The 23,238-nt window shown below is 72.6% G+C and carries 20 protein-coding genes; 13 read left to right on the forward strand and 7 right to left on the reverse strand.

Features of this window, described 5'->3' with window-relative positions; genetic code table 11:
* Window positions 1-21: 21 nt before the first annotated feature.
* On the reverse strand, window positions 22-729 hold the full coding sequence (locus AC1DE0_RS07045) for a M50 family metallopeptidase (RefSeq protein ID WP_478098597.1): 708 nt from the start codon (window positions 727-729) through the stop codon (window positions 22-24).
* A gap of 144 nt (window positions 730-873) precedes the next feature.
* Between AC1DE0_RS07045 and AC1DE0_RS07050 the strand changes: the two genes are divergently transcribed.
* Window positions 874-1,728, forward strand: a complete 855-nt coding sequence (locus tag AC1DE0_RS07050; RefSeq protein ID WP_478098599.1) for a zinc metalloprotease — start codon at window positions 874-876, stop codon at window positions 1,726-1,728.
* A gap of 60 nt (window positions 1,729-1,788) precedes the next feature.
* On the opposite strand, the gene AC1DE0_RS07055 is transcribed toward AC1DE0_RS07050, so the two are convergent.
* Entirely contained in the window at window positions 1,789-2,724 is a 936-nt protein-coding gene (locus tag AC1DE0_RS07055; RefSeq protein WP_478098601.1) for a 2-dehydropantoate 2-reductase, read from the reverse strand.
* A 133-nt stretch (window positions 2,725-2,857) separates the two neighbouring features.
* Between AC1DE0_RS07055 and AC1DE0_RS07060 the strand changes: the two genes are divergently transcribed.
* Genes AC1DE0_RS07060 through AC1DE0_RS07070 form a run of 3 tightly spaced genes read left to right on the forward strand, consistent with a single transcriptional unit; the run spans window position 2,858 to window position 6,908 of the window.
* Window positions 2,858-5,482 (forward strand): molybdopterin-dependent oxidoreductase, encoded by a 2,625-nt coding sequence (locus AC1DE0_RS07060; protein ID WP_478098603.1) that lies wholly within the window; start codon window positions 2,858-2,860, stop codon window positions 5,480-5,482.
* Window positions 5,479-6,417, forward strand: a complete 939-nt coding sequence (locus tag AC1DE0_RS07065; RefSeq protein WP_478098605.1) for an FAD binding domain-containing protein — start codon at window positions 5,479-5,481, stop codon at window positions 6,415-6,417. The genes AC1DE0_RS07060 and AC1DE0_RS07065 overlap by 4 nt, the downstream gene beginning before the upstream one ends.
* Window positions 6,414-6,908 carry a metallophosphoesterase family protein gene (locus AC1DE0_RS07070; RefSeq protein WP_478098607.1) on the forward strand — a complete coding sequence of 165 codons (495 nt, stop codon included), beginning with the start codon at window positions 6,414-6,416 and terminating at the stop codon, window positions 6,906-6,908. Before AC1DE0_RS07065 ends, AC1DE0_RS07070 begins: the two co-directional genes overlap by 4 nt.
* A gap of 234 nt (window positions 6,909-7,142) precedes the next feature.
* On the opposite strand, the gene AC1DE0_RS07075 is transcribed toward AC1DE0_RS07070, so the two are convergent.
* Together AC1DE0_RS07075 and AC1DE0_RS07080 are read right to left on the reverse strand one after the other, a co-directional pair.
* On the reverse strand, window positions 7,143-7,640 hold the full coding sequence (locus AC1DE0_RS07075; RefSeq protein ID WP_478098609.1) for a DUF427 domain-containing protein: 498 nt from the start codon (window positions 7,638-7,640) through the stop codon (window positions 7,143-7,145).
* Complete coding sequence (locus tag AC1DE0_RS07080) at window positions 7,637-8,887, reverse strand: cysteine desulfurase-like protein (RefSeq protein ID WP_478098611.1); 1,251 nt, start codon at window positions 8,885-8,887, stop codon at window positions 7,637-7,639. The genes AC1DE0_RS07075 and AC1DE0_RS07080 overlap by 4 nt, the downstream gene beginning before the upstream one ends.
* 140 nt (window positions 8,888-9,027) lie before the next feature.
* Here AC1DE0_RS07080 and AC1DE0_RS07085 point away from each other — a divergent pair, with 140 nt between their 5' ends.
* Both AC1DE0_RS07085 and AC1DE0_RS07090 read left to right on the forward strand, forming a co-directional pair.
* Window positions 9,028-10,776, forward strand: coding sequence for an NAD(P)/FAD-dependent oxidoreductase (locus AC1DE0_RS07085; RefSeq protein WP_478098613.1), 1,749 nt, complete (start codon window positions 9,028-9,030; stop codon window positions 10,774-10,776).
* Complete coding sequence (locus AC1DE0_RS07090; RefSeq protein WP_478098615.1) at window positions 10,769-12,199, forward strand: adenylate/guanylate cyclase domain-containing protein; 1,431 nt, start codon at window positions 10,769-10,771, stop codon at window positions 12,197-12,199. Before AC1DE0_RS07085 ends, AC1DE0_RS07090 begins: the two co-directional genes overlap by 8 nt.
* Window positions 12,200-12,238: 39 nt before the next feature.
* Here AC1DE0_RS07090 and AC1DE0_RS07095 read toward each other — a convergent pair whose 3' ends face one another.
* Together AC1DE0_RS07095 and AC1DE0_RS07100 are read right to left on the reverse strand one after the other, a co-directional pair.
* Window positions 12,239-14,662: a multicopper oxidase domain-containing protein gene (locus AC1DE0_RS07095; protein WP_478098617.1), complete on the reverse strand. Its 2,424-nt coding sequence runs from the start codon at window positions 14,660-14,662 to the stop codon at window positions 12,239-12,241.
* Window positions 14,659-15,201: a hypothetical protein gene (locus AC1DE0_RS07100; protein WP_478098619.1), complete on the reverse strand. Its 543-nt coding sequence runs from the start codon at window positions 15,199-15,201 to the stop codon at window positions 14,659-14,661. The genes AC1DE0_RS07095 and AC1DE0_RS07100 overlap by 4 nt, the downstream gene beginning before the upstream one ends.
* A 216-nt stretch (window positions 15,202-15,417) precedes the next feature.
* On the opposite strand from AC1DE0_RS07100, the gene AC1DE0_RS07105 reads away from it, so the two are divergent.
* Window positions 15,418-17,949: an MGH1-like glycoside hydrolase domain-containing protein gene (locus tag AC1DE0_RS07105; RefSeq protein WP_478098621.1), complete on the forward strand. Its 2,532-nt coding sequence runs from the start codon at window positions 15,418-15,420 to the stop codon at window positions 17,947-17,949.
* A gap of 62 nt (window positions 17,950-18,011) precedes the next feature.
* On the opposite strand, the gene AC1DE0_RS07110 is transcribed toward AC1DE0_RS07105, so the two are convergent.
* On the reverse strand, window positions 18,012-19,427 hold the full coding sequence (locus AC1DE0_RS07110; RefSeq protein WP_478098623.1) for an FAD-binding oxidoreductase: 1,416 nt from the start codon (window positions 19,425-19,427) through the stop codon (window positions 18,012-18,014).
* Between the two features lie 195 nt (window positions 19,428-19,622).
* Here AC1DE0_RS07110 and AC1DE0_RS07115 point away from each other — a divergent pair, with 195 nt between their 5' ends.
* The 6 genes from AC1DE0_RS07115 (at window position 19,623) to AC1DE0_RS07140 (ending at window position 23,224) form a co-directional block, all read left to right on the forward strand.
* Window positions 19,623-20,156, forward strand: coding sequence for a mycothiol transferase (locus AC1DE0_RS07115; protein ID WP_478098625.1), 534 nt, complete (start codon window positions 19,623-19,625; stop codon window positions 20,154-20,156).
* Between the two features lie 287 nt (window positions 20,157-20,443).
* On the forward strand, window positions 20,444-21,313 hold the full coding sequence (locus tag AC1DE0_RS07120) for a lysostaphin resistance A-like protein (RefSeq protein WP_478098627.1): 870 nt from the start codon (window positions 20,444-20,446) through the stop codon (window positions 21,311-21,313).
* Between the two features lie 3 nt (window positions 21,314-21,316).
* Entirely contained in the window at window positions 21,317-21,700 is a 384-nt protein-coding gene (locus AC1DE0_RS07125; protein WP_478098629.1) for a YciI family protein, read from the forward strand.
* A gap of 7 nt (window positions 21,701-21,707) precedes the next feature.
* Window positions 21,708-21,857, forward strand: a complete 150-nt coding sequence (locus AC1DE0_RS07130; protein WP_478098631.1) for a hypothetical protein — start codon at window positions 21,708-21,710, stop codon at window positions 21,855-21,857.
* Complete coding sequence (locus AC1DE0_RS07135; protein ID WP_478098633.1) at window positions 21,841-22,488, forward strand: hypothetical protein; 648 nt, start codon at window positions 21,841-21,843, stop codon at window positions 22,486-22,488. Before AC1DE0_RS07130 ends, AC1DE0_RS07135 begins: the two co-directional genes overlap by 17 nt.
* Before the next feature lie 37 nt (window positions 22,489-22,525).
* Window positions 22,526-23,224: a class I SAM-dependent methyltransferase gene (locus tag AC1DE0_RS07140; RefSeq protein ID WP_478098635.1), complete on the forward strand. Its 699-nt coding sequence runs from the start codon at window positions 22,526-22,528 to the stop codon at window positions 23,222-23,224.
* Window positions 23,225-23,238: the final 14 nt, after the last annotated feature.

The raw sequence follows: 23,238 nt of genomic DNA on the forward strand, positions 1-23,238 counted from the left end.
TTCCGACGGGGTGGGGACTGCTCAGGCGAGGGTGGCGACCATCTCGGCGACGACGACCCACGTCGCCAGGCCGCACACGACGACGAAGGATCCGCTCCAGAGGACGCGGGGCAGGCGGGTCAGCGAGGCGAGGACGCCCGGGTCGCTGCCGCGGCTGCGGTCCTTGAGCACGGCGCCGAGATGACGCCAGGCCCCGACGAGCAGAACGACGCCGAGACCGACGAGGACCTGCGGCTGGAGGCTGTCGTCGCGCCACCACCACAACGCAGCGGAGCCGACGATGGCCACGATCATGACCACCACGGTGAGCGCCGAGCGCACCCGCACAAGAGCGAAGAGCAGGACGGCGAGGCCGGCGGTGATCATGGGTGCCGACCAGCCGCGTCCGGCTCCCCAGACCATCGCGGCGCCGAGCACCGCGGGCATCGGGTAGCCGGCCCACGTCGACGCGACCCGGCCGGGGCCGCGTACAGGACCGCGGGTGACGGCGTGCCCGGACATGTCTCCGCGGAGCACGAAGCCGGTGAACTGTCGCCCGACGAGCACGCCGACGACGGCGTGGCCGAGCTCGTGGACGAGGGTCACCGCAAGACGCATCACCCGCCAGAGGGGCTCGACGACGATGAGCACCAGGGCGACCGCGAGCACGATCACGAGACGCGGCGCCGCGAGGGCGACGTCGCCGGTGACCGGCACCACCCGGTCATGCACTGCCTCGAACCAGTTCACGAGCGCCGAACCTAGCCCACGCACGTGTGAGCGCCTGAGGGGGGCGTCGAGCGGGTACGTGCAAGGTCGCCGACTGCCACCAGATCTCGGGGGTGGACGGGTCTCGGGGCGACAGGACAGGTGGTTGAGGGCAGCATGCAGGACATGGTTCAGGGGTCCGTGATCCGCGCTGCCCGGCGGCCCGGCCGCCACCGGGCGCAGACCGGCTGGCGAGGCAGGCTGTGCAGGCCGCGCTGGTGGGGCATCGTGGCGGTCGCCCTGCTCATGGGGGCGCTCCCGGTCTGGCTGTGGCAGGCGCGACCGTTCGACTCGCGCCTCGGGCTCGGCGCCGACGCGCCGCCTGCTGGCATCGGCGCCGCGCAGGCCCCGCTGGGCTCTCCACCGGCGACACCGGGCGGTCGTGGCGGCTACACCTTCATGCGGATGCAGGCCGACGGCACCGAGCCGGTCGCGTACGACCCGTGTCGCCCGATCCACTTCACGACGAGCACGGTCGGCCTGCCCGAAGGTGGGGACGCGCTCGTGCGCGAGGCCGTGGCGACGATGTCGGCGGCGAGCGGGCTGCGCTTCGTCGACGACGGTCTGACCGACGAGTCGCCGACGCCCGACCGCGACCCCTACCAGCCCGACCGCTACGGCGACCGCTGGGCGCCGGTGTTCATCTCCTTCGCGACGCCCGACCAGATCCCGCGGCTCGCCGGGCGCACCATCGGTCTCGGCGGCAGCACGCCACGCGCGGCCGGGGACGGGGTCCTCGTGTACGTCTCCGGGTCGGTGTGGCTCGACCGTGACGCGATGACCGAACTGCTCCGTAACGGGCGCCGCGACTCGGCGCGCGCGGTGATCGAGCACGAGGTCGGTCACGTGATCGGGCTCAACCACGTCGCCGACGGCTCGCAGCTGATGTCCGAGTCGGGTGGTGACGTCGAGGGCCCCGCCGACGGTGACCGTCGGGGCCTCGCGATCCTGGGTCGCGGCGTCTGCCGCCCCGACCTCTGAGCGCTGCGCCGGGTGCCCGCCCGCCGGCTGCCAGCAGCCCGGCCGTCAGCAGGCCGGCCCTCAGCCGGGCAGCGCGTCGGGGTGCCGACTGGTCAGCACCTCGAGCAGGAGCCGGTGCAGCGGCACCTCCACACCCGACTCGGCCGCGAGGCGCACCACCGCGCCCGTCCAGGCGTCCAGCTCTGACGGCCGGCCCTCGAGGAGGTCGCGCTGCAGGGAGGTGGTGGCGTCGGGCGGCTGGTCGTCGACGAACGCCATCGTGCCGTCGACGACCTTCTCCGGGAGCCGTATGCCGCGTGCCCGGGCAAGCACCTCGACCTCACGCATCGCATCGCGCAGCAGCCGGCGCCGCGCCGGGTCGCTGCGCATCTCGCCCAGAGTGGCGGCGAGGGCTGCACCGAGACCGCCGAAGGGCACGACGAAGAGCATCTTCGACCAGAGCTCGGCCCAGATGTCGTCGGGCACCGGTGACACCGCACCCGAGGCCGAGACGGCGTCACGGAGGCGGCCCACCCGCTGCGAGGGCCCGCCGGCAGGAGGCTCCCACTCGTCGAAGGCCAGCGACGCCGGACCGCCGGCGTGGGTGATCCTGCCGGGACCGTCGATGAAGGCGAAGATCTTTGCGATGCCCGGCAGCACGGTGCCGCGCCCGACCACGGTGGCGACCTGTCCGGGTGCCTCGACGCCGTTCTGCGTCGTGACCACCGCGGTGGCGGGACCGACCAGCGAGGGCAGCGTCTCGAGCACCGGCGGCAGCTGCCACGTCTTGACGGCCAGCAGCACCGCGTCGACCTCCCCGACCGTCGTCGGGTCGTCCGTGGCGCTCGCCGGGTGCACGGTGAAGTCGCCGGCGACGCTCGCCACCTGGAGGCCGTGGTCACGGATCGCCGCGAGGTGCGGACCCCGCGCGACGAACGTGACGTCGTGGCCGGCCGCCGCCAGACGCCCACCGAAGTATCCGCCGATCCCACCCGTGCCCAGCACCGCGATGCGCATGGCCGCGCCTCCTCGTCGTCGGGCACGCGTTCCGAGCCCTCGACGACATCATCGCGCCCGGCGCGGGTGCAGAGGTAGCGTCGCACTGGACCGTCTCGAGCCGTTCTGCCGAGACGCAGCCGGAGGAGGCCTCATGGAGTTCACCACCACGGTCAACGACGAGCCACGGGTCGTCGAGGTCGACGGCACCGAGGCGGCGGTCGAGGTCGTGCGCGACCGACTCGGCCTGACCGGAACGAAGCTCGTCTGCGGCAGCGGCGTGTGCGGGGCGTGCACGATGGTCGTCGACGGCGAGCCCGTGCTCGGCTGCCTCACCCCGGCCACCCGGCTGCGCGACGCCGCCGTCACCACGGTGGAGGGCATCGCAGACGGTGACGACCTGCACCCGGTCCAGCGAGCGTTCATGCACCACGATGGGCTCCAATGTGGTTACTGCACACCGGGATTCATCGTCGATGCCGTTGCCTTCCACGACCGGTGGCGCACCGACCACGGCACCGACGAGCCGGACCGCCAGACCATCGCCGACGCGCTGGCCGGGCACCTCTGCCGGTGCGGCGCCTACGAGGGCATCTTCCGCGCTGTCGCAGCCGCCTGCCGGGGTGAGCACGACGACGGCGCCGGCACGGTCGAACGCGTCGACGCACCGGCCAAGGTCACCGGCGCCGCCGTCTACACGACCGACGTCAGCCTCCCCGGCATGATGCACGCCGCCTTCCGTCGCTCCGACGTGGCCGCCGGCATCGTCGGGCCGATCACGTTCCCCGCAGGCGTCGTCGGCGTCGACCTGCTCGCCCAGGAGGGCTCCGGAGACCGGCGGGTGCGCTGGGCCGGCCAGCCGATCGCCGTCGTCGCGGCCCAGTCGCCGGGCGAGGCGCGCCGGATCGCCCGCGAGCTCGAGGTCAAGGTGACGCAGCAGCCCTTCGTCATCGACCCAAGCGAGGCGGTGTGCCCGGGGGCCCCGCTCGTCTACGCGACCCGCGCCGACCGCAAGAGTGCTCCCAGCGCCGGCGAGGGCGGGTCGATGCCGGCACCGTGGGACGGCAACCGGCACGGCCCAGCGCGTACGCCGTTCCTCGGCACCGTGGCCAAACGGCGCATCGCGTCAGCACGTTCAGGCCAGAGCGCAGCCCCCGGCGGGAGCGGTCCCACCGGCCTCGTCGAGCTCGAGCTGCGCACCGGCGTGCAGGTGCACACCGCGTTCGAGCCGCACGCCTGCGTCGCCGACTGGAGCGACCCGCAGCACCTGCGGGTGTGGCTCAGCACCCAGGGCGTCGACCTCATGCGAAACGAGATCGCCGGACACTTCGACCTCGACCCGGCCGAGGTGGAGGTCGTCGCGGAGTACGTCGGCGGTGGGTTCGGGGCGAAGCTCAGCCTCACCATGGAGGCCGTCGGCGCCATCTCGCTCAGCCGCATCGCGCGCCGCCCGGTCAAGCTCGTCCTCGACCGGCACGAGGAGCTCACGGCCACGGGCAACCGGCCGGGCAGCCGCACCCGCGTCTCGCTCCTCGTCGACGACCGATCCCAGGCGGTCAAGGCCCTGACCGTCGACACCGAGAGCCACGCCGGGGTGGCCATCGGCAACAGCGTCGCGGCGCTCGCGATGCTGATGTACGACCGCACCCCCCGGCTCGCGCGCGACGTCGACGTCGTCACCAACGCTCCGCCGGGCGCGCCCTTCCGTGGTCCGGGCGGTCCGACCAGCGCGTGGGCGCTGGAGCAGACGGTCGACGAGGTCGCGCACCGCACCAGACGCGACCCGATCGGGCTCCGCGCGCAGTGGGACGGCAACCAGAAGCGCCAGGCCCTCTACCGCTGGGCGAGTGCGCTGCCCACGTGGCAGCAGCGGCCGGTGACCGGCACCGGGTCGGGGCGGTTCCGGCGCGGCGTCGGCGTGGCTACGGGCAACTGGATCTACCTCGTCGACCCCGACTGCGAGGTCGTCGTGTCCGTCGCCGACGGACGCCTCGCGGCGTCGACCGCCAGCCAGGACATGGGCACCGGCAGCCGCACCGTCGTCGCGCGCGCCGTGGCCGGCGTCTTCGGCGTCGACCCCACCGACGTGGAGGTGCGTCTCGGGCGCTCGCACGCGGGCACGCCGCATGGCCCCGCCTCGGGCGGCAGCCGCACGACCGTCTCGCTCTGGTCGGCCGCCCTCGAGGCCGCGACGGCCCTGCGCGACCGGGTGGGTGGCGACCTCGCGGCCGTCCCCGACGGCGCCTCCGCCTCGGCGAAGCGCGGCGGCGACCGCGGCATGCGCGCCGTCCCGATCACGATGAACGGCATCCAGATCGGTCGTGGCTTCTCGGCCGCTGTCCACATCAGCGAGGTCGAGGTCGACACCCGCACCGGCAAGACGCGCGTGCTGCGCGTCCACGGCGGCATCGCCGTCGGCCGCATCCACGCCCCCGTGCTCGCCCGCAGCCAGTGCGAAGGTTCCGTCATCCAGGGCATCGGCCTCGCCCTCTACGAGAACCAGGTGCTCGACCCCCACACGGGTCTCACCCTGACCGCCAACCTCGAGGACTACCGCATCCCCCAGCTCGGAGACACCCCGGAGATCGACATCCACTTCCACGAGGACGGCTGGGACCGGGTGCCTGGCGGTGGCGTGGGCCTCGGCGAGGTGGCGACGATCAGCCCGGCCGCCTCGGTGGGCAACGCGATCTTCAACGCGACCGGCTGGCGGCCGCTGACCCTTCCCGTCCGCCCCGACCGAGTGCTCGAAGGCCTCCGGACGGGGGTGGCGCGATGAGCGTCACGATCCTCACGGCATACGGGGAGCGACCCGATGGCACAAGCGACTTCGTCTACCGTGCGGGCGGCACCGACCTGCAGGAGCGACTGCGCACGACCGGCGCGACGCCGCACGTGCTCGACCTCACCGGCATCCCCGGGTTCGCAGGCATCGAGCGTGACGCCACCGGCACGAGGATCGGCGCCGGCACCACGGTCGCGACGGTTGCGCGCGAGCTCGCCGACGACTACCCGGCGCTCGCGCTCACCGCGGCCGGCCTCGCCACGCCGCAGGTGCGGGCGATGGCGACGATCGGCGGCAACCTGCTCCAGCGCACGCGGTGCTGGTACTTCCGGCACCCGCACACGTCGTGCTTCAAGTCGGGCGGCGACGGCTGCCCGGCGCGCGAGGGACGCCACCTCTACGGCAACGTCTTCGACACCGCGCCGACCGTCCACCCGCACCCGTCGTCCCTCGCGATGGCACTGCTCACGTATGCCGCCACCGTCGACACGACGCACCGTGACGGTCTCGCTGTCGGTGACCTCCTCGGCGACGGGTCCGACCCCAGCCGTGACCACCTGCTCGCCGACGACGAGGTGCTGACCCGGGTCGTGCTGCCAGCGCCGGTGCCCGGTGAGCAAGCGGCGTACTTCCGTGCCATCAGCCGCTTCGAGGCGGAGTGGCCGCTCGTCGAGGCGGTCTGTCGTGTCGTGCGCGACGGCGACGGCCGGGTCACCGAGTGTGGGCTCGCAATCGGCGGTGTCGCGCCGACTCCGTTGCGGCTCAAGGCTGCCGAGGGACTCATCATCGGTTCGGTGTTGGACGACGCCGCGATCACCGCCGCTGCGACTGCGGCGACGGAGGGTGCTCGCCCGCTGCCCGAGACGGGCTACAAGGTCGAGCTCGTCGACGGGGTCGTGCGCGAGGTGCTGGAGCGCGTCGGCAGATGAGGGTGCTCGTCGTCTCCGACACGCACAGTCCGCGTCGGTGGAAGGGCTGCCCGCCCGCGCTGCTGCCCGAGCTCGAGCGCGCCGACGTCATCCTGCACGCCGGTGACGTGTGCACGCCCGACGTGCTCGACCTGCTGGCGACGCACGCGCCGGTCCACGTCGTCATGGGCAACAACGACGTTCCCGAGGTTGGCGAGTGGGGTGCGCCCGAGACCCTGGAGGTCGAGCTCGGCGGCGTACGCATTGGGATGATCCACGACAGCGGCCAGAAGCAAGGGCGGGCTGCTCGGTTGCGGGCCGCGTTCCCGGCGGCCGACCTCGTCGTCTTCGGCCACTCGCACATCCCGCTCGACGAGACGGGTGACGGCCTGCGCATCCTCAACCCCGGTTCGCCCACCGACCGTCGCCGTCAGCCGGCCGGGACCTACGCCGTGCTCGACCTGCGCGACGGCGACATCGTCGACGCTCGCATCCACGAGCTCCCCCGCTGAGACGCCGCCCCCTCTACGTCGAGTGCCGACGTCCTGACGCGCCCTGCACGTCGAGTGCCCACCTCCCGACGTCGGGAACTGAGCACTCGACCGGGGGGTGGGCGTCGGGAACTGAGCACTCGACCGGGGGGTGGGCGTCGGGAACTGAGCACTCGACCGGGGGTGGGCGTCGGGAACTGAGCACTCGACCGGGGGTGGGCGTCGGAAAGTGGGCACTCGATGCAGGGGGGTGCGTCACCAGCCCCAGGAGCCCGGGATGCCCTTGAAGGGCCCGACGACGCGGTCGGTGACCCAGCCGCCGTAGAAGCCACCCTCCTGCGGGCGCACCCGCTCGCCGTCGACGCGGCACTCGTCGACGAGGCCGGGCATGACGGCCACGTGACCGAGCAGGACGGCATACGCGGGCACGGGGTCCGGGTAGTGCCAGGCGGCACGGGACGCTCGTCGACCCCCGGAGACGACGTCGAAGTAGGACGCCTGCCCCTTCCACTCGCAGTGCGTGTGGCCCTCGACCGGAGCGAGCACGCCGTCGGTGAAGGCGTCGCGGGCCAGGTAGTAGGTCGGCGGGTGGCTCGTCTCCAGCAGCCGCAGGGCCGAGCGCGTCGAGGCGACGACCTCGCCGCCGAGCAGCACCTCGACGAGCTCGCCGGTCGGCTCGACCGCGGGCGGGCGCGGGTAGTCCCACACGGACTCCTGCCCCGGCCCGTGCGTGAGCGGGACGGGCCGGCTCATGACGCGGCCCCGCAGATCTCCTCGAGCCCCGTCGCCAGGCGGTCGACGTCATCGGCGTTCGTGTAGGGCGCGAGCCCCATCCGCAGCCCACCCGCGGCGCCGAGCCCGAGGTGGTGGCTGCACTCCCACGCGTAGAAGCTGCCCGCCGGCGCGTTGACGCCCCGCTCGGCCAGCTTCGCCCGCAGGTCCTGCGGGTCGTGGCCCTCGACGTTGACGAGCAGCGTCGGGGTGCGGCGCTTCGCGTTGCTGTATGCCGTCAGGCCCGGGATCGCACGCAGCCGCGCCTCCAGCCCGGCGAGGAGGGCGTCCTCGTGCTGCTCGAGCGCGGCGAAGGACGTGACGAGCCGGTCGCGCCGCGGGGCCGAGGTGTCGGGCTGGGCCAGGTCGGCGAGGAAGTCGACGGCGGCGGTCGTGCCGGCGAGCAGCTCGTAGGGCAGCGTGCCGAGCTCGAACCGCTCGGGCACGGCGTCGGACGACGGCACGAGCTTGGCCGGGTGCAGGGTCTCGAGCAGGGCGGGCGACGCGGCGAGCACACCGAGGTGCGGCCCCAGGAACTTGTAGGGCGAGCACACCCAGAAGTCGGCGCCGCTGGCGGCGACGTCGGTGCTCACGTGGGCCGCGGCGTGCACCCCGTCGACCCAGAAAAGGGCGCCGGCCTCGTGCGCCACCGCGGCGATGGCGGGCAGGTCGGGGCGGGTGCCGATGAGGTTCGAGGCAGCGGTGACAGCGACGAGCCGGGTGCGCTCGCTGACGACGGCTTCGACACCAGCAGGGTCGAGCTCGCCTGTCGCAGTGTCGAACTCGACCCATCGGACGGTCGCGCCCCTCGCCTCGGCCGCCAGCACCCACGGCCGCACGTTCGCGTCGTGGTCGAGCCGGCTGACGACGACCTCGTCGCCGGGGCCCCAGTCTTGCGAGATCGTCCGGGCGAGGTGGAAGGTCAGCTCGGTCGCCGAGCGGCCGAAGACGACCCCGGCCGGGTCGACGGCCAGCAGGTCGCCCATCGCGGCGCGCGCGGCGACGACGATGCGGTCGGCGCGGCGCTCGGCCGCGGTCACGGTGCCGCGGTTCGACATGGCCGACGTCATGGTCTCGACGACGGTGCTGGCCACGGAGTCGGGCACCTGCGACCCGCCCGGGCCGTCGAAGTGGGCCGCCCCCTCGCGCAGGGCCGGGAAGTGCCAACGGATGCGGTCGACGTCGTACGCCGCGGGGGCGGGCGAGGCTCCGGTGCCGAGTGCTGCCATGCGCACCATCCTCGCCCATCGTCGTCCGGAGTCGACGGGAACGGTCGTTCGGCCCCGAGCGCGCCCCGGTCGTCCTACCGTCGGAAGCGGGGTGGTCGCAGCAGTCACACCGTCCTGCCCTGCAACCCGAGGGGTGCCCCGTGGCCCGTCCTCTTCTCCTCGTCGTGGACTCCGACCTCGACGCGCTCGCCCGTACCGAGGGCGAGCTCGCCCGGCGCTTCGGCGCGGACTTCCGCGTGCGTGGTGAGTTCGACAGCACCGTGGCGCTCGAGCAGCTGCGGCTCGCGGCCGAGCGCGGGGACCCGGTGGCGCTCGTCCTCGCCGACCCGTGGCTGCCCGGGATCAGCGGGGCCGAGCTGCTCAGGTCGGTGCGCACCCTGCACCCCGACGCCGCCCGCACGCTCCTCGTGCCGTGGGGCGCCTGGGCCGACCGGCGTACGGCGGCCGAGATCCTGCGCGGCATGTCGCACGGCGACATCAACTACTACGTGCTCGAGCCGTGGAGCTCGCCCGACGAGCTGTTCTGCCGCACCGTCTCGGAGTTCGTGCAGGTCTGGTCACGCACGGTCGAGAACCGACGGCGCGAGGTCGTGGTCGTGGGTGGCGCCCGCGACCCCCGCGGCCACGCCGTGCGAAGCCTGTTGACCCGCAACGGGATCCCGCACGCGTACCTCGACCGCGGCGCGCCCGAAGCGGTGGCCGTGCTCCAGTCCATCGACGCACCGGACCCGACGAGCGACGAGGGTCCGCTCGTCATCTGGCTCGCGGCACTCGGCGGGCGCGTGCTGCTCGACCCGACCGACGTCGAGATCTGCCGGGCCTGGGGCATCAACACCGACCTCGGCGGTGGCGACGACGGCGCAGACGAGGTGCGTGACGTCGACCTGCTCGTCGTCGGCGCCGGACCAGCAGGTCTCGCGGCTGCCGTCTACGGCTCGTCGGAGGGGCTGTCGGTCGTCTGCGTCGAGGAGCAGGCACTCGGCGGCCAGGCCGGAACGAGCTCGCTCATCCGCAACTACCTCGGCTTCTCACGAGGTTTGTCCGGCGCCGAGCTCGCCCAGCGCGGCTTCCAGCAGGCGTGGGTGTTCGGCGCCCGCTTCGTGCTGACCCGGCGGGTGACCGCGGTCGAGCCGGACCGCGGTCCGGGCGACACGGGAGGCGTCCCCCGGTTCCGGGCCACGATCTCGGACGTCGGCGAGCTGCGCGCCCGCGCCGTGCTGCTCGCCACCGGTGTCGCCTACCGCCGGCTCGGTGTGCCCGCGCTCGAGGCGTTGGTCGGGTCGGGGGTCTACTACGGCGCCAACGTCTCCGAGGCCCACGGGCTCGCCGGCGCCCACACCGTCATCGTCGGTGGGGGCAACTCGGCCGGGCAGGCGGCCCTGCACCTGCAGCGGTATGCCGCCGACGTGACCATCGTGATCCGCACCCCTGACCTGAGCTCGACGATGTCGCGCTACCTCATCGACGAGATCGAGGCCTCGCCGACGATCACGGTCGTGCCCGATGCCGAGGTCGTCGACGGCAGCGGCGACGGCTGGCTCTCCGAGGTGGTCCTCGCCGACCGGACCTCCGGTGAGCGGCGGTCCCTGCCGGCCGACGGCCTCTTCGTGATGATCGGTGCACAGCCGCATACCTCGTGGCTGCCGGAGTCGGTCGTGCGCGATCGTTGGGGCTTCCTGCCCACCGGCGCCGAGGTGCGCGAGCTGGGGGCATGGACGCTCGAGCGGCCGCCCTGCGCGCACGAGACCTCGCTGCCGGGCCTCTTCGCCGTCGGTGACGTGCGCTCGGGCTCCGTCAAGCGCGTCGCCTCGGCCGTGGGCGAGGGATCTGTCGTCGTGTCGGAGGTGCACCAGTACCTCGCGCTCACGGAGGCCGAGGGCCGTGGCTGAGCAGGCCGCCGGCCGGCAGAGCACACCGACCCCGGCCGGCACGAGCCACACCGAGACGCGGTCGCGTCGCCGCGTCGTCATCGGCGCCGCCGTCCTCACGCTGCCGCTCATCGGTCTCGGCGTGCTGCGGACCTCGGAGGGGCTGGACCACCAGTGGCAGCACGACTCGACGCACTTCTGGCTGGTGCTCGGCGCGGCCGTGCTCAGCGCGGTGACGGCATACGGCACGGGCGCTGCGGCAGTGCGTCGCGGCGACGTGCGCGTCATGTACGTCTCGCTCGCCTTCCTCTCGTCGGCCGGCTTCCTCGGCCTGCACGCCCTCGCGACGCCGCACATGCTCCTCGAGACCGCGTCCGCCGGCTTCAACGTGGCCACCCCGGTCGGCATCGCGGTCGGTTCCCTCTTCGCGGTCGCGTCGGTGCGCGACGTCGACGCCACTCAGGCTGCCGCTGCCATGCGGCGGGCGCGGCAGCTGCGCGTGGTCCTCCTGGTCGTCATGGTTGCGTGGGGAGCCCTCTCGTTGTTGCGGCTCCCGCCGTTCGGCACCGGTCCGGGCCTTGCGCCGACGGCGCCGGTGATGGTCGCGGTAGCGGTCGTCGCGGTCGTGCTCTACGCGATCGCGGCGGTCACCTACGTACGCCTGTGGGTGCGTCGCGGGGGCCTGCTCCCGGCCGCGATGGCGGCGTCGATGGTGCTGCTCGCCGAGGCCATGGTCGCCATCGTGCTCGCCCCGAACTGGCGCTACTCGTGGTGGGAGTGGCACGTGCTGATGCTCGTGGCGTTCGTCCTCGTCGCGTGGGGTGCGCAGCAGTCGTGGCACGAGGAGCGCTACGCCGACCTCTACACGGCTGACACGCTCGCCGGGCGTCGCGAGATGACGATCCTCTTCGCCGACCTCAAGGGCTTCACGACCTTCTCCGAGGAGCACGACCCGGCGGAGGTGACCGACATGCTCAACGCGTACTTCTCCGTCGCGATCCCGGCCGTCGTCCGGCGGCACGGCGGCACGGTCGACCGGCTCATCGGCGACGCGATCATGGCGACCTTCAACCGCCTCGGTGACCAGCCCGACCACGCCCGTCGCGCCGCGCACGCGGGGCTGGACCTGCAGCGGGAGACGTCGCGCATCGCCGACGCGCACCCGGGGTGGCCGCGGTTCCGGGTCGGGATCAACAGCGGCGAGGTGGTCGTGAGCGTGCTCGGCGGTCAGGGCGGCCGCACGCACACCGTCATCGGGGATGCCGTCAACGTCGCCTCGCGCATCGAGGGCCAGGCGCCGGTCGGTGGCGTCGCCGTCACCGCGGACACGCTGGCCCTGCTCCCGGGCGCGGTCGTCGAGTCGCTCGGGTCGCTCGACCTCAAGGGCAAGGGTGAGCCCGTCGAGGCCTACGTCCTGCGTGAGCTCGCCGACGGCCCGTCCTGACCCACCGGCGGCTCACGCGGCTCAGGCGGCTCAAGAAGCTCAGGAGGCGATGACGGGGATCGTCCTCGTGGCCAGCACCTTGCCAGTGACCCAGTGCGTGAAGTCGACGTTGAGCAGGAAGGTGCCCTTGTACGGCGGGTGCACGAGCAGGTCGTAGCGTTCGGCCGCGCCGAAGGCGATGGCGTCGGTGGTCAGCGGGTGGCCCGTGTCGCGCACCGGCGGGCTGGGCAGGCCCGGACGTGACGTGTCGCGGAAGGCGCGACCGTCGTGCGCGATGAGCTCCGCCATCTCGACGGGCTTGCCCGACGTGTCGGTGAAGCGGGCCCGGCTGGGGAAGTAGTTCGCGTTGAGCATCCGGAAGAGCGTGGGATGCCCGGTCCCCGGCAGGTTGGCCCGCAGCTGCGTCGGGGCCAGCACGTCGGTGGTCGTCCGGGGGCCGTTGAGAAGTCCGCCGACGACGTAGAAGAACTTCGGCTCGAAGCGGTTGAGGCCGACGTCCTCGCCGGAGAGCCCGGCAGCGTGGTCGAACGTGTGCCACCGGGGGTCGACGGCGTACGGGACGAGCAGGGTCTCGGTGGCGATGTCGTAGAGCGGCCCGTCGATGAACGACCTGCGGGCGCCCGGTGCCAGCGGGAAATTGGGGTGCACGATGGGGTCGACGATGAGCGGGCCGAACATGCCCATCTGCACGTGCAGCACCGTGTTGACGTGGCAGTGGTAGAAGTACAACCCAGCGGCGCCGTTGTTGGGGTCGGCAGGGACGCCGAGGTCGGGGCGCCACTGGTAGGTGTAGCTGCCGCTCACCTCGAAGGAGGTGTGTCCGACGCCGTCGTTGCGCGGGTCGGGCTCCATGCCGTGGTGGTGGATCGTGTGCACGCGCTTCGAGGGCTGGAGGGTGACGTGCACCATGTCACCCTCGGTGACCCGGATCAGGGGCGCCGGGAAGCGCCGACCGGACGTGTCGTCCTCGAAGCCCCACATCTCGTGCTGGGTCCCGTCGGGGAAGACCAGGCCACGGTTGAAGAACTTGCGCAGGAACGTCTTGGTCGGGGTCTCGCGGAAGAGCGTCGCCGGGCTGCCCTCGTGGGGCTGGTTCGACGCGAAGGCGGCCTGGCTCGGGAACGTCTGGTGCGCGTGCGACACCCGTGGCCCGGGTGCGGCGAGCGTCCAGTGCGCCACGAGCCCGCCCGGGTAGAGGCCCCCGGCCGCGGTCTGCGAGGGCTCGGCGTGGCAGTGCATCGGGTACTCCCAGTCCTCGGACCGGGCCGCCCAGGTGCGCGCAGGGACCTCCGGGGGTTGACGCAACGGCAGCATCACCTCCTTGCGCTCCATCTGGTCGAGCTCGACGACGTCCTCCCACTGCTGCAGCTCGGCATGGCCCTCGACGTCGACACGACCGGCGGCCCGCGGGAAGTCGGCGCCGTTGCGCCGCAGTGTCCACACGTGGTTGCCGTGGAAGTGCATCTGGTGCACGACCGCCCCGAGGTTGACGAGGCGGATCAGCTGGCCGGTGCCGACGGTGGGCCCGGCCTGGCCGGCGTTGAAGGCGCGCACGTCGAACTCGCGGGTCGAGCCGGAGGGCAGCGTCTCCTCGAGCGTCCGCACCGAGTCGGCCGCGTCGGTCGAGACGGCGAGCGAGCGGAAGCCGCTGCGGTCGTTGAGCATGAAGTAGCGCGGCACCGGGGGGGTGGCCACAGGGTCGATGACCTGCCCGGCCCGCGCCCGGGCGCCCCACACGGGGTCGACGTCCTGGCACATCCAGACCCACTGGCGCTCGAACTCGGCCACGCCGGCGGAGAGCTGCCACCGCTGCTTCGGGTCCACGACGACGAGGACCCCGTGCAGGCCGAGGATGCGCTCGACGCTGCCGCCGCCGGGGTCGTGGTAGACGTACGTCCCGGCGCCCGGCGCGGCGAAGGCCAGGGTCGCGGTGGCGCCCGGGGCGATCGGCCCGGTGTCGGCGACACCGTCGATGCGCAGCTCGTGCGGCCGGGCGAGCCGGTTGTGCACGCGCAGGCGCACCGTGGCTCCGACCTCCGCGACGATCGTGCGCTCGGGGAAGAAGCTGGCCCAGTACGAGCGCCGGATCAGGTACTCGCCGGGCAGCCGTGGGTGCGGGGCGAGCGGGTCGGGCCGGCCCTCCTGCGGCAGGGTGGCGCCGAGCGGGTAGCTGCGGCTGGCGACGAGCCGACCGTCGGCCAGGAAGACCTGCGGGCTGATGCGCAGGCTGGGGCGGGTGGCGGCGAGGTCGGTCGGCGTGGCCCCGAAGCCACGCATGTAGACGAGGCTGTCGTCGACCATGCGAACGAGGCCCTCGTTGACGTAGAGGTCGAGGACCCCCGGGGTTGCCACTGGCGGCTGGCCGGCACTCGCCTCGGCCCCGAGCAGCCCGGCGGCGGCGACCGCCGCGACCGCCGTGACACCCCCGGTCGCGGCGAGCACGCCGCGACGCGTGGCGCTCATGACACCGCCCCGATCCGACCGAGCTGGATCGTGCTGGCGGAGAGGGCATCGGCGAACTCGAGACCGAGGCCGAGTCCGACGGGCGGGACGAGGTAGTCGATGCGTATGCGGGCCGTTTCCCCGGCCTGGACCGGGCCGGCGTCACGGTCCGCCCCGTAGAGGCTGACGGTCATGGTTCCGCCGGCCACCCGCACCCGGAACTGGCCCGGAGAGAGCTCGATCGGACCCTCGGTGCCGTTGTGCACGCTGACGTCCACCGACATGGCGTCGGTCCAGGCACCGTGCACGGCGCTCGGCACCAGCTCGTCGCCCCCGGCGACCTGTGCGGCGCCGTGCACGTGCTCGGCCTGATGGTCGGCCGAGGCGGCGAGCGACCGGCGGGACCACCCGAGCAGGGCGACCGTGCCGAAGGAGGTCAACTCGCCGTCTCCGCGGCTCGGCGCCCTCGCGCCGTCTCGGGCGAGCAGCACGCTCGCTCCCACGGCGGCCACCCCTGTGGCCCCCGCTCCCAGCAGCATCCGTCGACGGGTCAGCTCCATGACGTCCTCCTCAGGGCGAGGTCAGTGCCATCGTCCGTCGCAGAACTTGAAGAAACCTTTAGCCGGGTTGAAGTATCCGTCTTTGCCGCCATTGTCGGGCGCCCGACGCGTCGACCGACAGCTCTGAGACCCGGGTTGCGATCCAGCGCAAGCAGGCCTAACGTCACCGGAACACCCGGATGTTAACGCTCACATCCAACCAAAGGACGGACGACGATGTCTCGACCACCCCGGGCCCGAACAGCCCGACGCGTCACCGCCGGAGCTCTGGCCGCCCTCGTGACAGCCACCCTTGCGGCAACAGCCACGAGCGCCACCCCGACCGCGGCCACCGCATCCGGGGGCAACCCGAACGGCAGCACCGCGGCCGGCGCTGCCGCATACGACCCGCCGAACCTCGCTCCGCTCACGCGACCGTTTGCGATTCCCGGCTTCAAGGAGCAGGAGTTCAACGGCGCCCTGTTCGTCGGGAAGGGGGAGACCCGCTTCTCGGTGTCGGTTGACCTACTGACCAAGGACGGCAAGGTGATCAACGAGAACATGGTGCCGAGCATCTGGAAGCTCGGGCCCATCGCCACCGACGGCTCCTACTACGAGATCGAGCTGTCGACCGACGACCGCGTCATCACCAAGGAGCGGCTCGGTGGGCTCCAGGCAACGATCGACCACCCCGAGAGCTGGTCGGCTGCCGACGTCACCGCGGCCAAGGCGCAGCTGCCCGGCCTCCAGGCGAAGTACGACGCCATGCAGGCGGGCAAGCGCAACGTCGTCGTCAAGTACGCGCGCGTCAACGACTCCGAGCTCGTCGGCGCCGTCACCGCGCTCGACGACGACACGTCGCTCTGGCTCGACGCCAGCGCCCCGTGGGCCGAACCGAGCACGTATGCCGTGCAGGGCGATTCGTCGCTCACCGGCACCTCCGCGGGCATCCGCGACACGAGCCGCACCGGCCACTTCCGCGTGGACGCCAACACCTCGGCCGGCGCCACCGCGTCGTGGGCGACCCTGAAGGACATGCTCGCCGGCATGGTCGGCAAGCCGGCGACGGCCGGGCAGGGAGCCGCCGCCCTGCGCTACGACCTCGACAAGGGTCAGACCCTGACCTTCACCGCGCGGATGGCTGAGACACCCGTCGCCCAGACCGCCCGCACACAGGACGAGGCCCTCGCTCTCATCGCGAACGCCCGCGCCCACGTCGACGACACGAGCGTGCACGGCAGCGGCCCGATCGCCCGGGCGACGTCGTTCATGCGCGACGCGATGGCCCTCAACGCCAATTACGACGAGAAGTACGACCGCTCCTTCGTCATGTGGGGCCTCGGCGGCGGTGGCGACGACATCTTCAAGGGCTGGGACTCTGGCTGGGACGGCATCACTGCCAACTCCCTCGACCCGGCGCTCGCCCTCGACCACATCCGCGACTTCTACGACCAGAACGGCGGGCCCCGCTACGACCAGCTCAACGCGGGCCCGATGCACGCGTACCTCGCCTGGCGCACCTACACGCGTACCGGCGACAAGAGCATCCTCGAGCTCGTCTACCCGTACTTCACCAGCTACATCGCCCGGATGCCGGAGTTCGACACCGACAAGGACGGCCTCCTCGAGAGCCCGTGGGCCGGCCCGCGCCAGGGGGGTCGTGGCAACCACCTCGGCCTCGACGACAGTCCGCAGTACTGGAACTTCAAGCAGGTCGTCACGAACGGTACCGACAACCGCGACAACACCGACCTCACCGACGTCGCGCTCAACTCCTACTACGGCCTCTTCGCCGACAACCTGTCGCAGATGGCGACGGCGCTCGGCAAGCCGGACGACGCCGCCAGATACGCCGCCCTCCACGACCAGCTGAAGAAGCGGATGAACGAGCACTTGTGGAACGCCGACCGCGGCCTCTACCTCAACCGCTACCTCGACGGCTCGTGGGAGCAGACCAACACCCCGACCGTCTTCTACCCGCTCTTCGGCGGCCTCGCGACGCCCGACCGGGCGAAGGTCCTCGTCGAGCAGCACCTCCTCAACCCGGCCGAGTACTGGGGTGAGTACGCCGTGCCGAGCGTGGCGCGCAACGACCAGGCGTTCTGCAACTCCGGTCAGAAGCACCCCGGCGTCACCGGCTACGAGTACTTCCAGAAGCAGGGCGAGGAGGACGCGTGCGAGGAGTGGCAGGGCGCCGTCTGGCCGCCGATGAACGCCACTGTCTACGACGGCCTCAAGCGCTACGGGTTCGACAAGCCGGCCGCCGAACTGGCCACGAAGAGCACGAACCTTTGGCTGACCACGTGGGAGGACCTCGGCTGGTTCCCGGAGTACTTCGACCCCGACGCGGGTCAGGTCATCAACAGTGCGGCGACCGACACGACGTGGCGCACGTACTCGTGGAGCAACCTCATGCCGCTCATGGGCACGCAGGAACTCATCGCCGACGAGCCATGGGGCGCCGCGGACGGCTTCCGGTTCGGCACGCTCGGTCTGCCGGGCACCAACGAGGTCGCGGGCATTCCGCTCCATGGGCACCGGTACGACGTCACCGCGGGCACGAACACGACCTTGCTCAAGGAGGACGGGCGGCTGACCTTCCAGGCGGTCGGTGGCCGCGTCGTCGTGCGTGACTTCGTCTACGACGGCACGTCGGCGACCTTCTCCGTGAAGGCGGAGAAGCCGAGCCGGCTATCGCTCCACCCGCGGGGTGGCGGCAAGCCGAAGGTCGTCTCTGTGCCAGCCGGCACGACCGCGATCAGCCTCTGATGCGGTTCGAGGTAGGCGCGCCGCAAATTTCGTGGCGCGCCTACCTCAAACCGGGGCGGTGGTCAGGGGGTGACCTGACCCTGCTCGAAGAGCCGCGGGATGCGGTGGTTCGCGACGATCCGGTCGTCAGGGTCGTAGGCCGAACGGATCCCCTTGAGCTGCAACCAGGCCGAGTCGCCGTAGCCCGTCCGAGCATCGACCTCGTTCTCCGCGAAGTTGAGGTAGCTGCGCCCCGTCGACCAGGGCTCGAGCGACCCGGTCAGCTGCCGGGCGTCGAGCTGACCCTGCGCGGCCATCTCCGGCGTCGCGGCGATGGCGCACGCGAAGACCGCGTATGCCGCATCGATCGTCGCGAGGGCACCGTGACCCTCCGGCGCACGACCCAGGGCGCCGCCGAGCTGCCGCAGCTCGGTCATGAGCAGCGAGGTGGTCGAGCCCGGGCCGACCTGCTCGAGGAGGGTGTCGATGGCGTTGTCGGCGAGCTCGCCCACGAGCGTGCCGTCCGACACCGCGGGCGTCGGCCCCTCGGGGTCCATGTGCAGGCGGGTCAGGGAGCGGGCCGGCACCCGGTCGAAGGTGTCGATCTCGGGCCCGAGCCCACGCAGCAGGGCGAGTGTCGAGCGCGCCTCTGCGTCACAGCCGAGCACGGCACCGTCGATGACGACCAGCGAGCGCCCTCGCAGCGGCGCCGGGACGTCGGGCAGCGGCGGCACGTTGAGGAACCGGAACGCCGTCGTCACCGCGTCGGGTGCCTCGGGAGCCCAGTCGGCCCAGCGACGCAGCACGCGCTCGGCGTGCTCCACGTCCCAGACGAGCATGCCGGCGTATGCCGTCTCGATCGGGTAGAGGCGGAACTCGAGCGCCGTGACGACGCCGAAGTTGCCGCCACCGCCGCGCAGCGCCCAGAAGAGCTCGCGGTTCTCGGTGGCGTCGGCGCGCACGTGCTCCCCGTCGGCGAGGACGAGCTCGACCGCCGTGAGGCTGTTCGTGGCGAGGCCGAGCTTTCGGGCGTACCAGCCGATCCCGCCCCCGAGGCTGTAGCCGGCGATGCCGACGTCGGGCGAGCTGCCGTGCAGAGCGGCCAGGCCGTGGTCCGCCGCAGGCTCGGTCGCGTCGACCCAGATGGCCCCGCCCTCCACGCGAGCGATCCGCCGCGTCGCGTCGATGCTCACGGCGCGCATCTGCTCGGTGCGCACGACGACGACGTCCTCGAGGCCGTGGGCCACGAGCGGCCCGGCGTTGTGGCCGGTGCTCTGCGGCGCGATGCGCAGCCCGGCGGCGGCCGCCGACCGGACGACGGCCTGTACGTCCGAGACGGTGCGGGGACGTGCGACCGCGGCCGGTCGCTGGTCGACGGCGAGGTTCCACGGCAGGCGGGCCGCGTCGTAACCGGGGTCGCCGGGGAAGTGGATGTCACCGTCGCAGAGTCCATCGAGGCTCGTGGCCTGTCGGGCGGTGGGGGTGAGGATGGTCGTCATTGATCGTCTCTCCTGGTCGGGTCGCCCCGGTGATGGGCGCGAGTGTTCAGAGGCACGGGCGTGCGCCCAGATACATCGCACGTGAAACGTCCGTTTCGTCCCGGCGACGTTGTGCTGCAGGCAGATCCGGCCCCGATCCGGCTCGACGAACGCCCGCGCCCTGCGTCCTCGACGGGCCGGGTGCATGCTGGGTGCGTGGACGACAAGACGACAGACCTGGCCCGCGACCTGCTGCTCGACGGCTTCGGCCGCATCCGTGACGGGGTGCCGGAGGTCGTCGACGGGCTCTCCACCGACGAGCTGCTCTGGCGGCCCGACCCCGACGCGAACCACATCGCCTGGCTCGTCTGGCACCTCGCGCGCCAGCAGGACGACCAGGTCTCACAGCTCTCCGGTGCCGGGTCGTCCGTGTGGCTCGGCGACGGCTGGGTCGAGCGGTTCGGCCTGCCCTACCCGCCCGACACGCACGGCTGGAGCATGAGCTCGGCCGACGTCGGCCGGTTCACCGTCACCGACTCCGGCCTCTTCGCGGCCTACCAGGAGGCGGTGCACGAGCGCACGGTCACCTACCTCGAGGGGCTCGACCCGGCGGCATACGCAAGGGTCATCGACCGGCACTGGGACCCACCTGTCACGGTCGGCGTGCGCATCGTGTCGGTGCTCGACGACGCGGCCAAGCACCTGGGGCAGGCCGAGTACGTGCGCGGTCTCGTCGAGCGCCGCCGCTGACGGGCGGCGCCGGCCCTCGCGACACACGAAGGTGGTCGTGGAGCTCGTACGCGTGCGGGCCGTCGCTGCGACCGACGGGTTTGGTGTGTCCTGGCGGCCGCAACGCCGGCGGCCTGGGGCGGGGCCCACTGGGCGCACCGGCCCCACCAGTCCCAGGGGTGGCAGAGGACTGTGGCTGCTGAGGTCCAGCGCGGCAACCGGGGTCGTCGGTGCAGCCGGTGAGCGGGTGGCGTGCAACTCACGGCAAGCATGCCCCGAGCACAGGTTGCCGTGTGACCATGGAGGTGATGACCACGCCTGTCCTGAATGTCCCCGCCGCCGCCGCCGTCGCGCCAGCCGCCGACGGCGTCTCTGCGCGTCAGGGCCGTAGGCGGCCGAGCGGGACGCCCCGCCGGGCCGACGCGCTCGTGCACGAGGCCACCCGCCGCCGGCGGCTCGCGCTCATCGCCCGCGGCCGGCGCGCCCGTCTCGCCGCGACCGTGGTCGTCGTCTTCGCGCTGGCCGGCGTCAACGTCGCGAACCACGTGCTCGGCTGGGACACGATGTGGCTCGGGCCGGTGGGCGCGGTCGCGCTGCTCGTCTTCGCGCGCTGGCAGGGCCTCAGCTGGCAGCAGCTCGGCCTGGCCCGGCACACGCACGCCCGCGGCATCCGCTGGGGCCTCGGCGTCATCGGCGTCGTCGGGCTCGTCTACCTCGTCGGCATCCTGCTGCCGTCGACCCGCACGGCGTTCATGGACGCCCGCTACCACCTGCCGCCGGCCGGTGCCCTGCTGACGGCGTTCGTCATGATCCCCGTCGGCACGATCCTGCTCGAGGAGGTTGCCTTCCGCTCCGTGCTGTGGGGCTTCCTCTCGCGGCACGCCCGCATGTGGCAGGTGCTCGTCGCCTCATCGATGCTCTTCGGCCTCTGGCACGTCTTCCCGGCCATGGCCTCGGCCACCGGAAACGAGGCCATCGGCAGTGCGGTCGCCGGCCTGGGCCCGTTCGCCAAGGTCGCCGTCGTCGGTGGCACCGTCGTGTTCACGGCGCTCGGCGGCGTGCTCGCCGGTGAGCTGCGCCGCCGCAGCGGCAGCATCTTCGCGAGCGTCGGCATGCACTGGGCCACGAACTCGCTCGGGGTCCTCTTCGGCGTGCTCGCCTGGCGTCTCGCCGCCTGACCGATGCCCACCGGCGCCGAGGTCCCCGACGAGTTCGACGTCTACACCGTCGTCGTGCTGCGCCGCCCGGCCGAGCCGCCCGAGCTGACGGACGCCGAGCTCGACTCCCTCCAGGAACGGCACCTCGCCTATCGCGCGCACCTCGCGCGTGAAGGCCTCACGGTGGCCAACGGACCCTTCGACAGCCAGAGCGACCCGGCCTACCGGGGCATGTCGGTCTTCGCCTGCGGGCCGGCGGAGGCCGCCCGGCTGAGCGACGCCGACCCGTCCGTCGTGGCCGGCCGACTCGCGTACGACGTCATGGAGTGGTGGGTGGCGGCCGGCTCGCTCGCGTTCCCGCGCGCTGCGGGGCCGGTCGGCGGACGCCGCCGGATGACCGAGGACTGACCGGCCCGTGGCTCGGCCCGACGACCCCCTGCTCGTGCTGCTGCCCAGCCCCCTTCTCGGGCCGGCGGTGTGGGCGCCCGTCGCCGAGCAGCTGGGGCGAGGCAGGCTGGACCGCGGCCGTATGCCGTCAGCCCCGCGCCGTGACCACGGCTCGTGACGCGCTGGCCGGCTTCCTCGGGGCGGTCCCGGCCGACCCGTCGGTGGTGCTCGTCCCGCACAGCAATGCGGGCCTCTTCGTGCCGGAGATGGCGCGGCAGCGGGACGTCGTCGCGACGGTGTTCGTCGACGCCGCCCTCCCACCGCCTGTGATCGCGCGCGAGATCGCGCAGCCCGGGTCGCCACAGCGCATTGACGGCGCGATCTCGCGTCCGACCAGTGGCACGACGACGCTCGCGTCGGCCGCGTTCCTCGGCTTCCTCGAGGGTCTCGCCGACTCCGACGGCCTGCTCCCGCCGTGGACCCGGTGGTGGCCCGAAGCCGACGTCGACGTCCTCTTCCCCGACCGGGCCACCCGGCTGCGGGTCGAGCGGGAGCAGCAGCGCCTCCCGCTCGAGTACTTCCGAGACACGGTCCCCGTGCCGGCGGGCTGGACGGAGACCCCGAACGCGTACCTCGCCTTCGGTGACACCTACGCCGACGAGCGCCGGCAGGCCGAGCAGTGGGGCTGGCCGGTCGCGACGCTGGACGGGCAGCACCTGCACCAGCTCACCGCGCCCGCTGACGTGGCCGCGACCATGACGGCACTCCTCGCGCGCCTCGGCGTGCCCGCACCGAACGGCCGGCCGTAACGACCGCTGCCGGGGACCGCACGGCTAGCGTGGGCGGATGCCTTCAGGACCCGAGCAGGCACAGGTCGACTACTACCGGGCGCGTGCAGGCGAGTACGACGACTTCTGGCACGCGCGCGGCCTCTATGCCAAGGAGCGCGACGTGCGGGCACAGTGGCTCTCCGACACGGGCGAGGCCGAACGGCAGGTCGCGCGATGGCTGGCCGACGGCCCCGGTGAGCGGGGCGGCCACGTGCTGGAGCTGGCCTGCGGCACCGGCATCTGGACGAGGCTGCTGGTGGACGGCGCCGATCGGGTGACCGCCCTTGACTCCTCGCCCGAGATGATCGCGCTCAACCGGGAGAAGGTCGGGGCGCGCCACGTCGACTACGAGGTCGCCGACCTCTTCAGGTGGGACCCGGACGGGCGCTCCTTCGACGCCGTCTTCATGGGCTACTGGCACTCGCACGTGCCGGACGAACGACTCGCCGACTTCTGGTCGCTCGTGCAGCGCTCCCTCGTTCCCGGCGGTCGCGTCATGCTCGTGGACAGCGCCTCCTACCCACCGCAGCGCGAGGGTGACGACGCAGCCGTGGTCGAGCGCCGGGTGCTCAAAGACGGGGTGGAGTACCACGTCGTCAAGCGCTACTGGAGCCCCGCGAAGCTCTGCGACCACCTGGCCGGGCTCGGTTGGCGCGCCGACGCGCGCACCACGGCGAACGGCATGATCCTGCTCGCCGAGATGGGGCGTCTCTAGGCCGGATGCGCGCC

It is taken from the genome of Terrabacter sp. 05T424, from assembly GCF_056396225.1.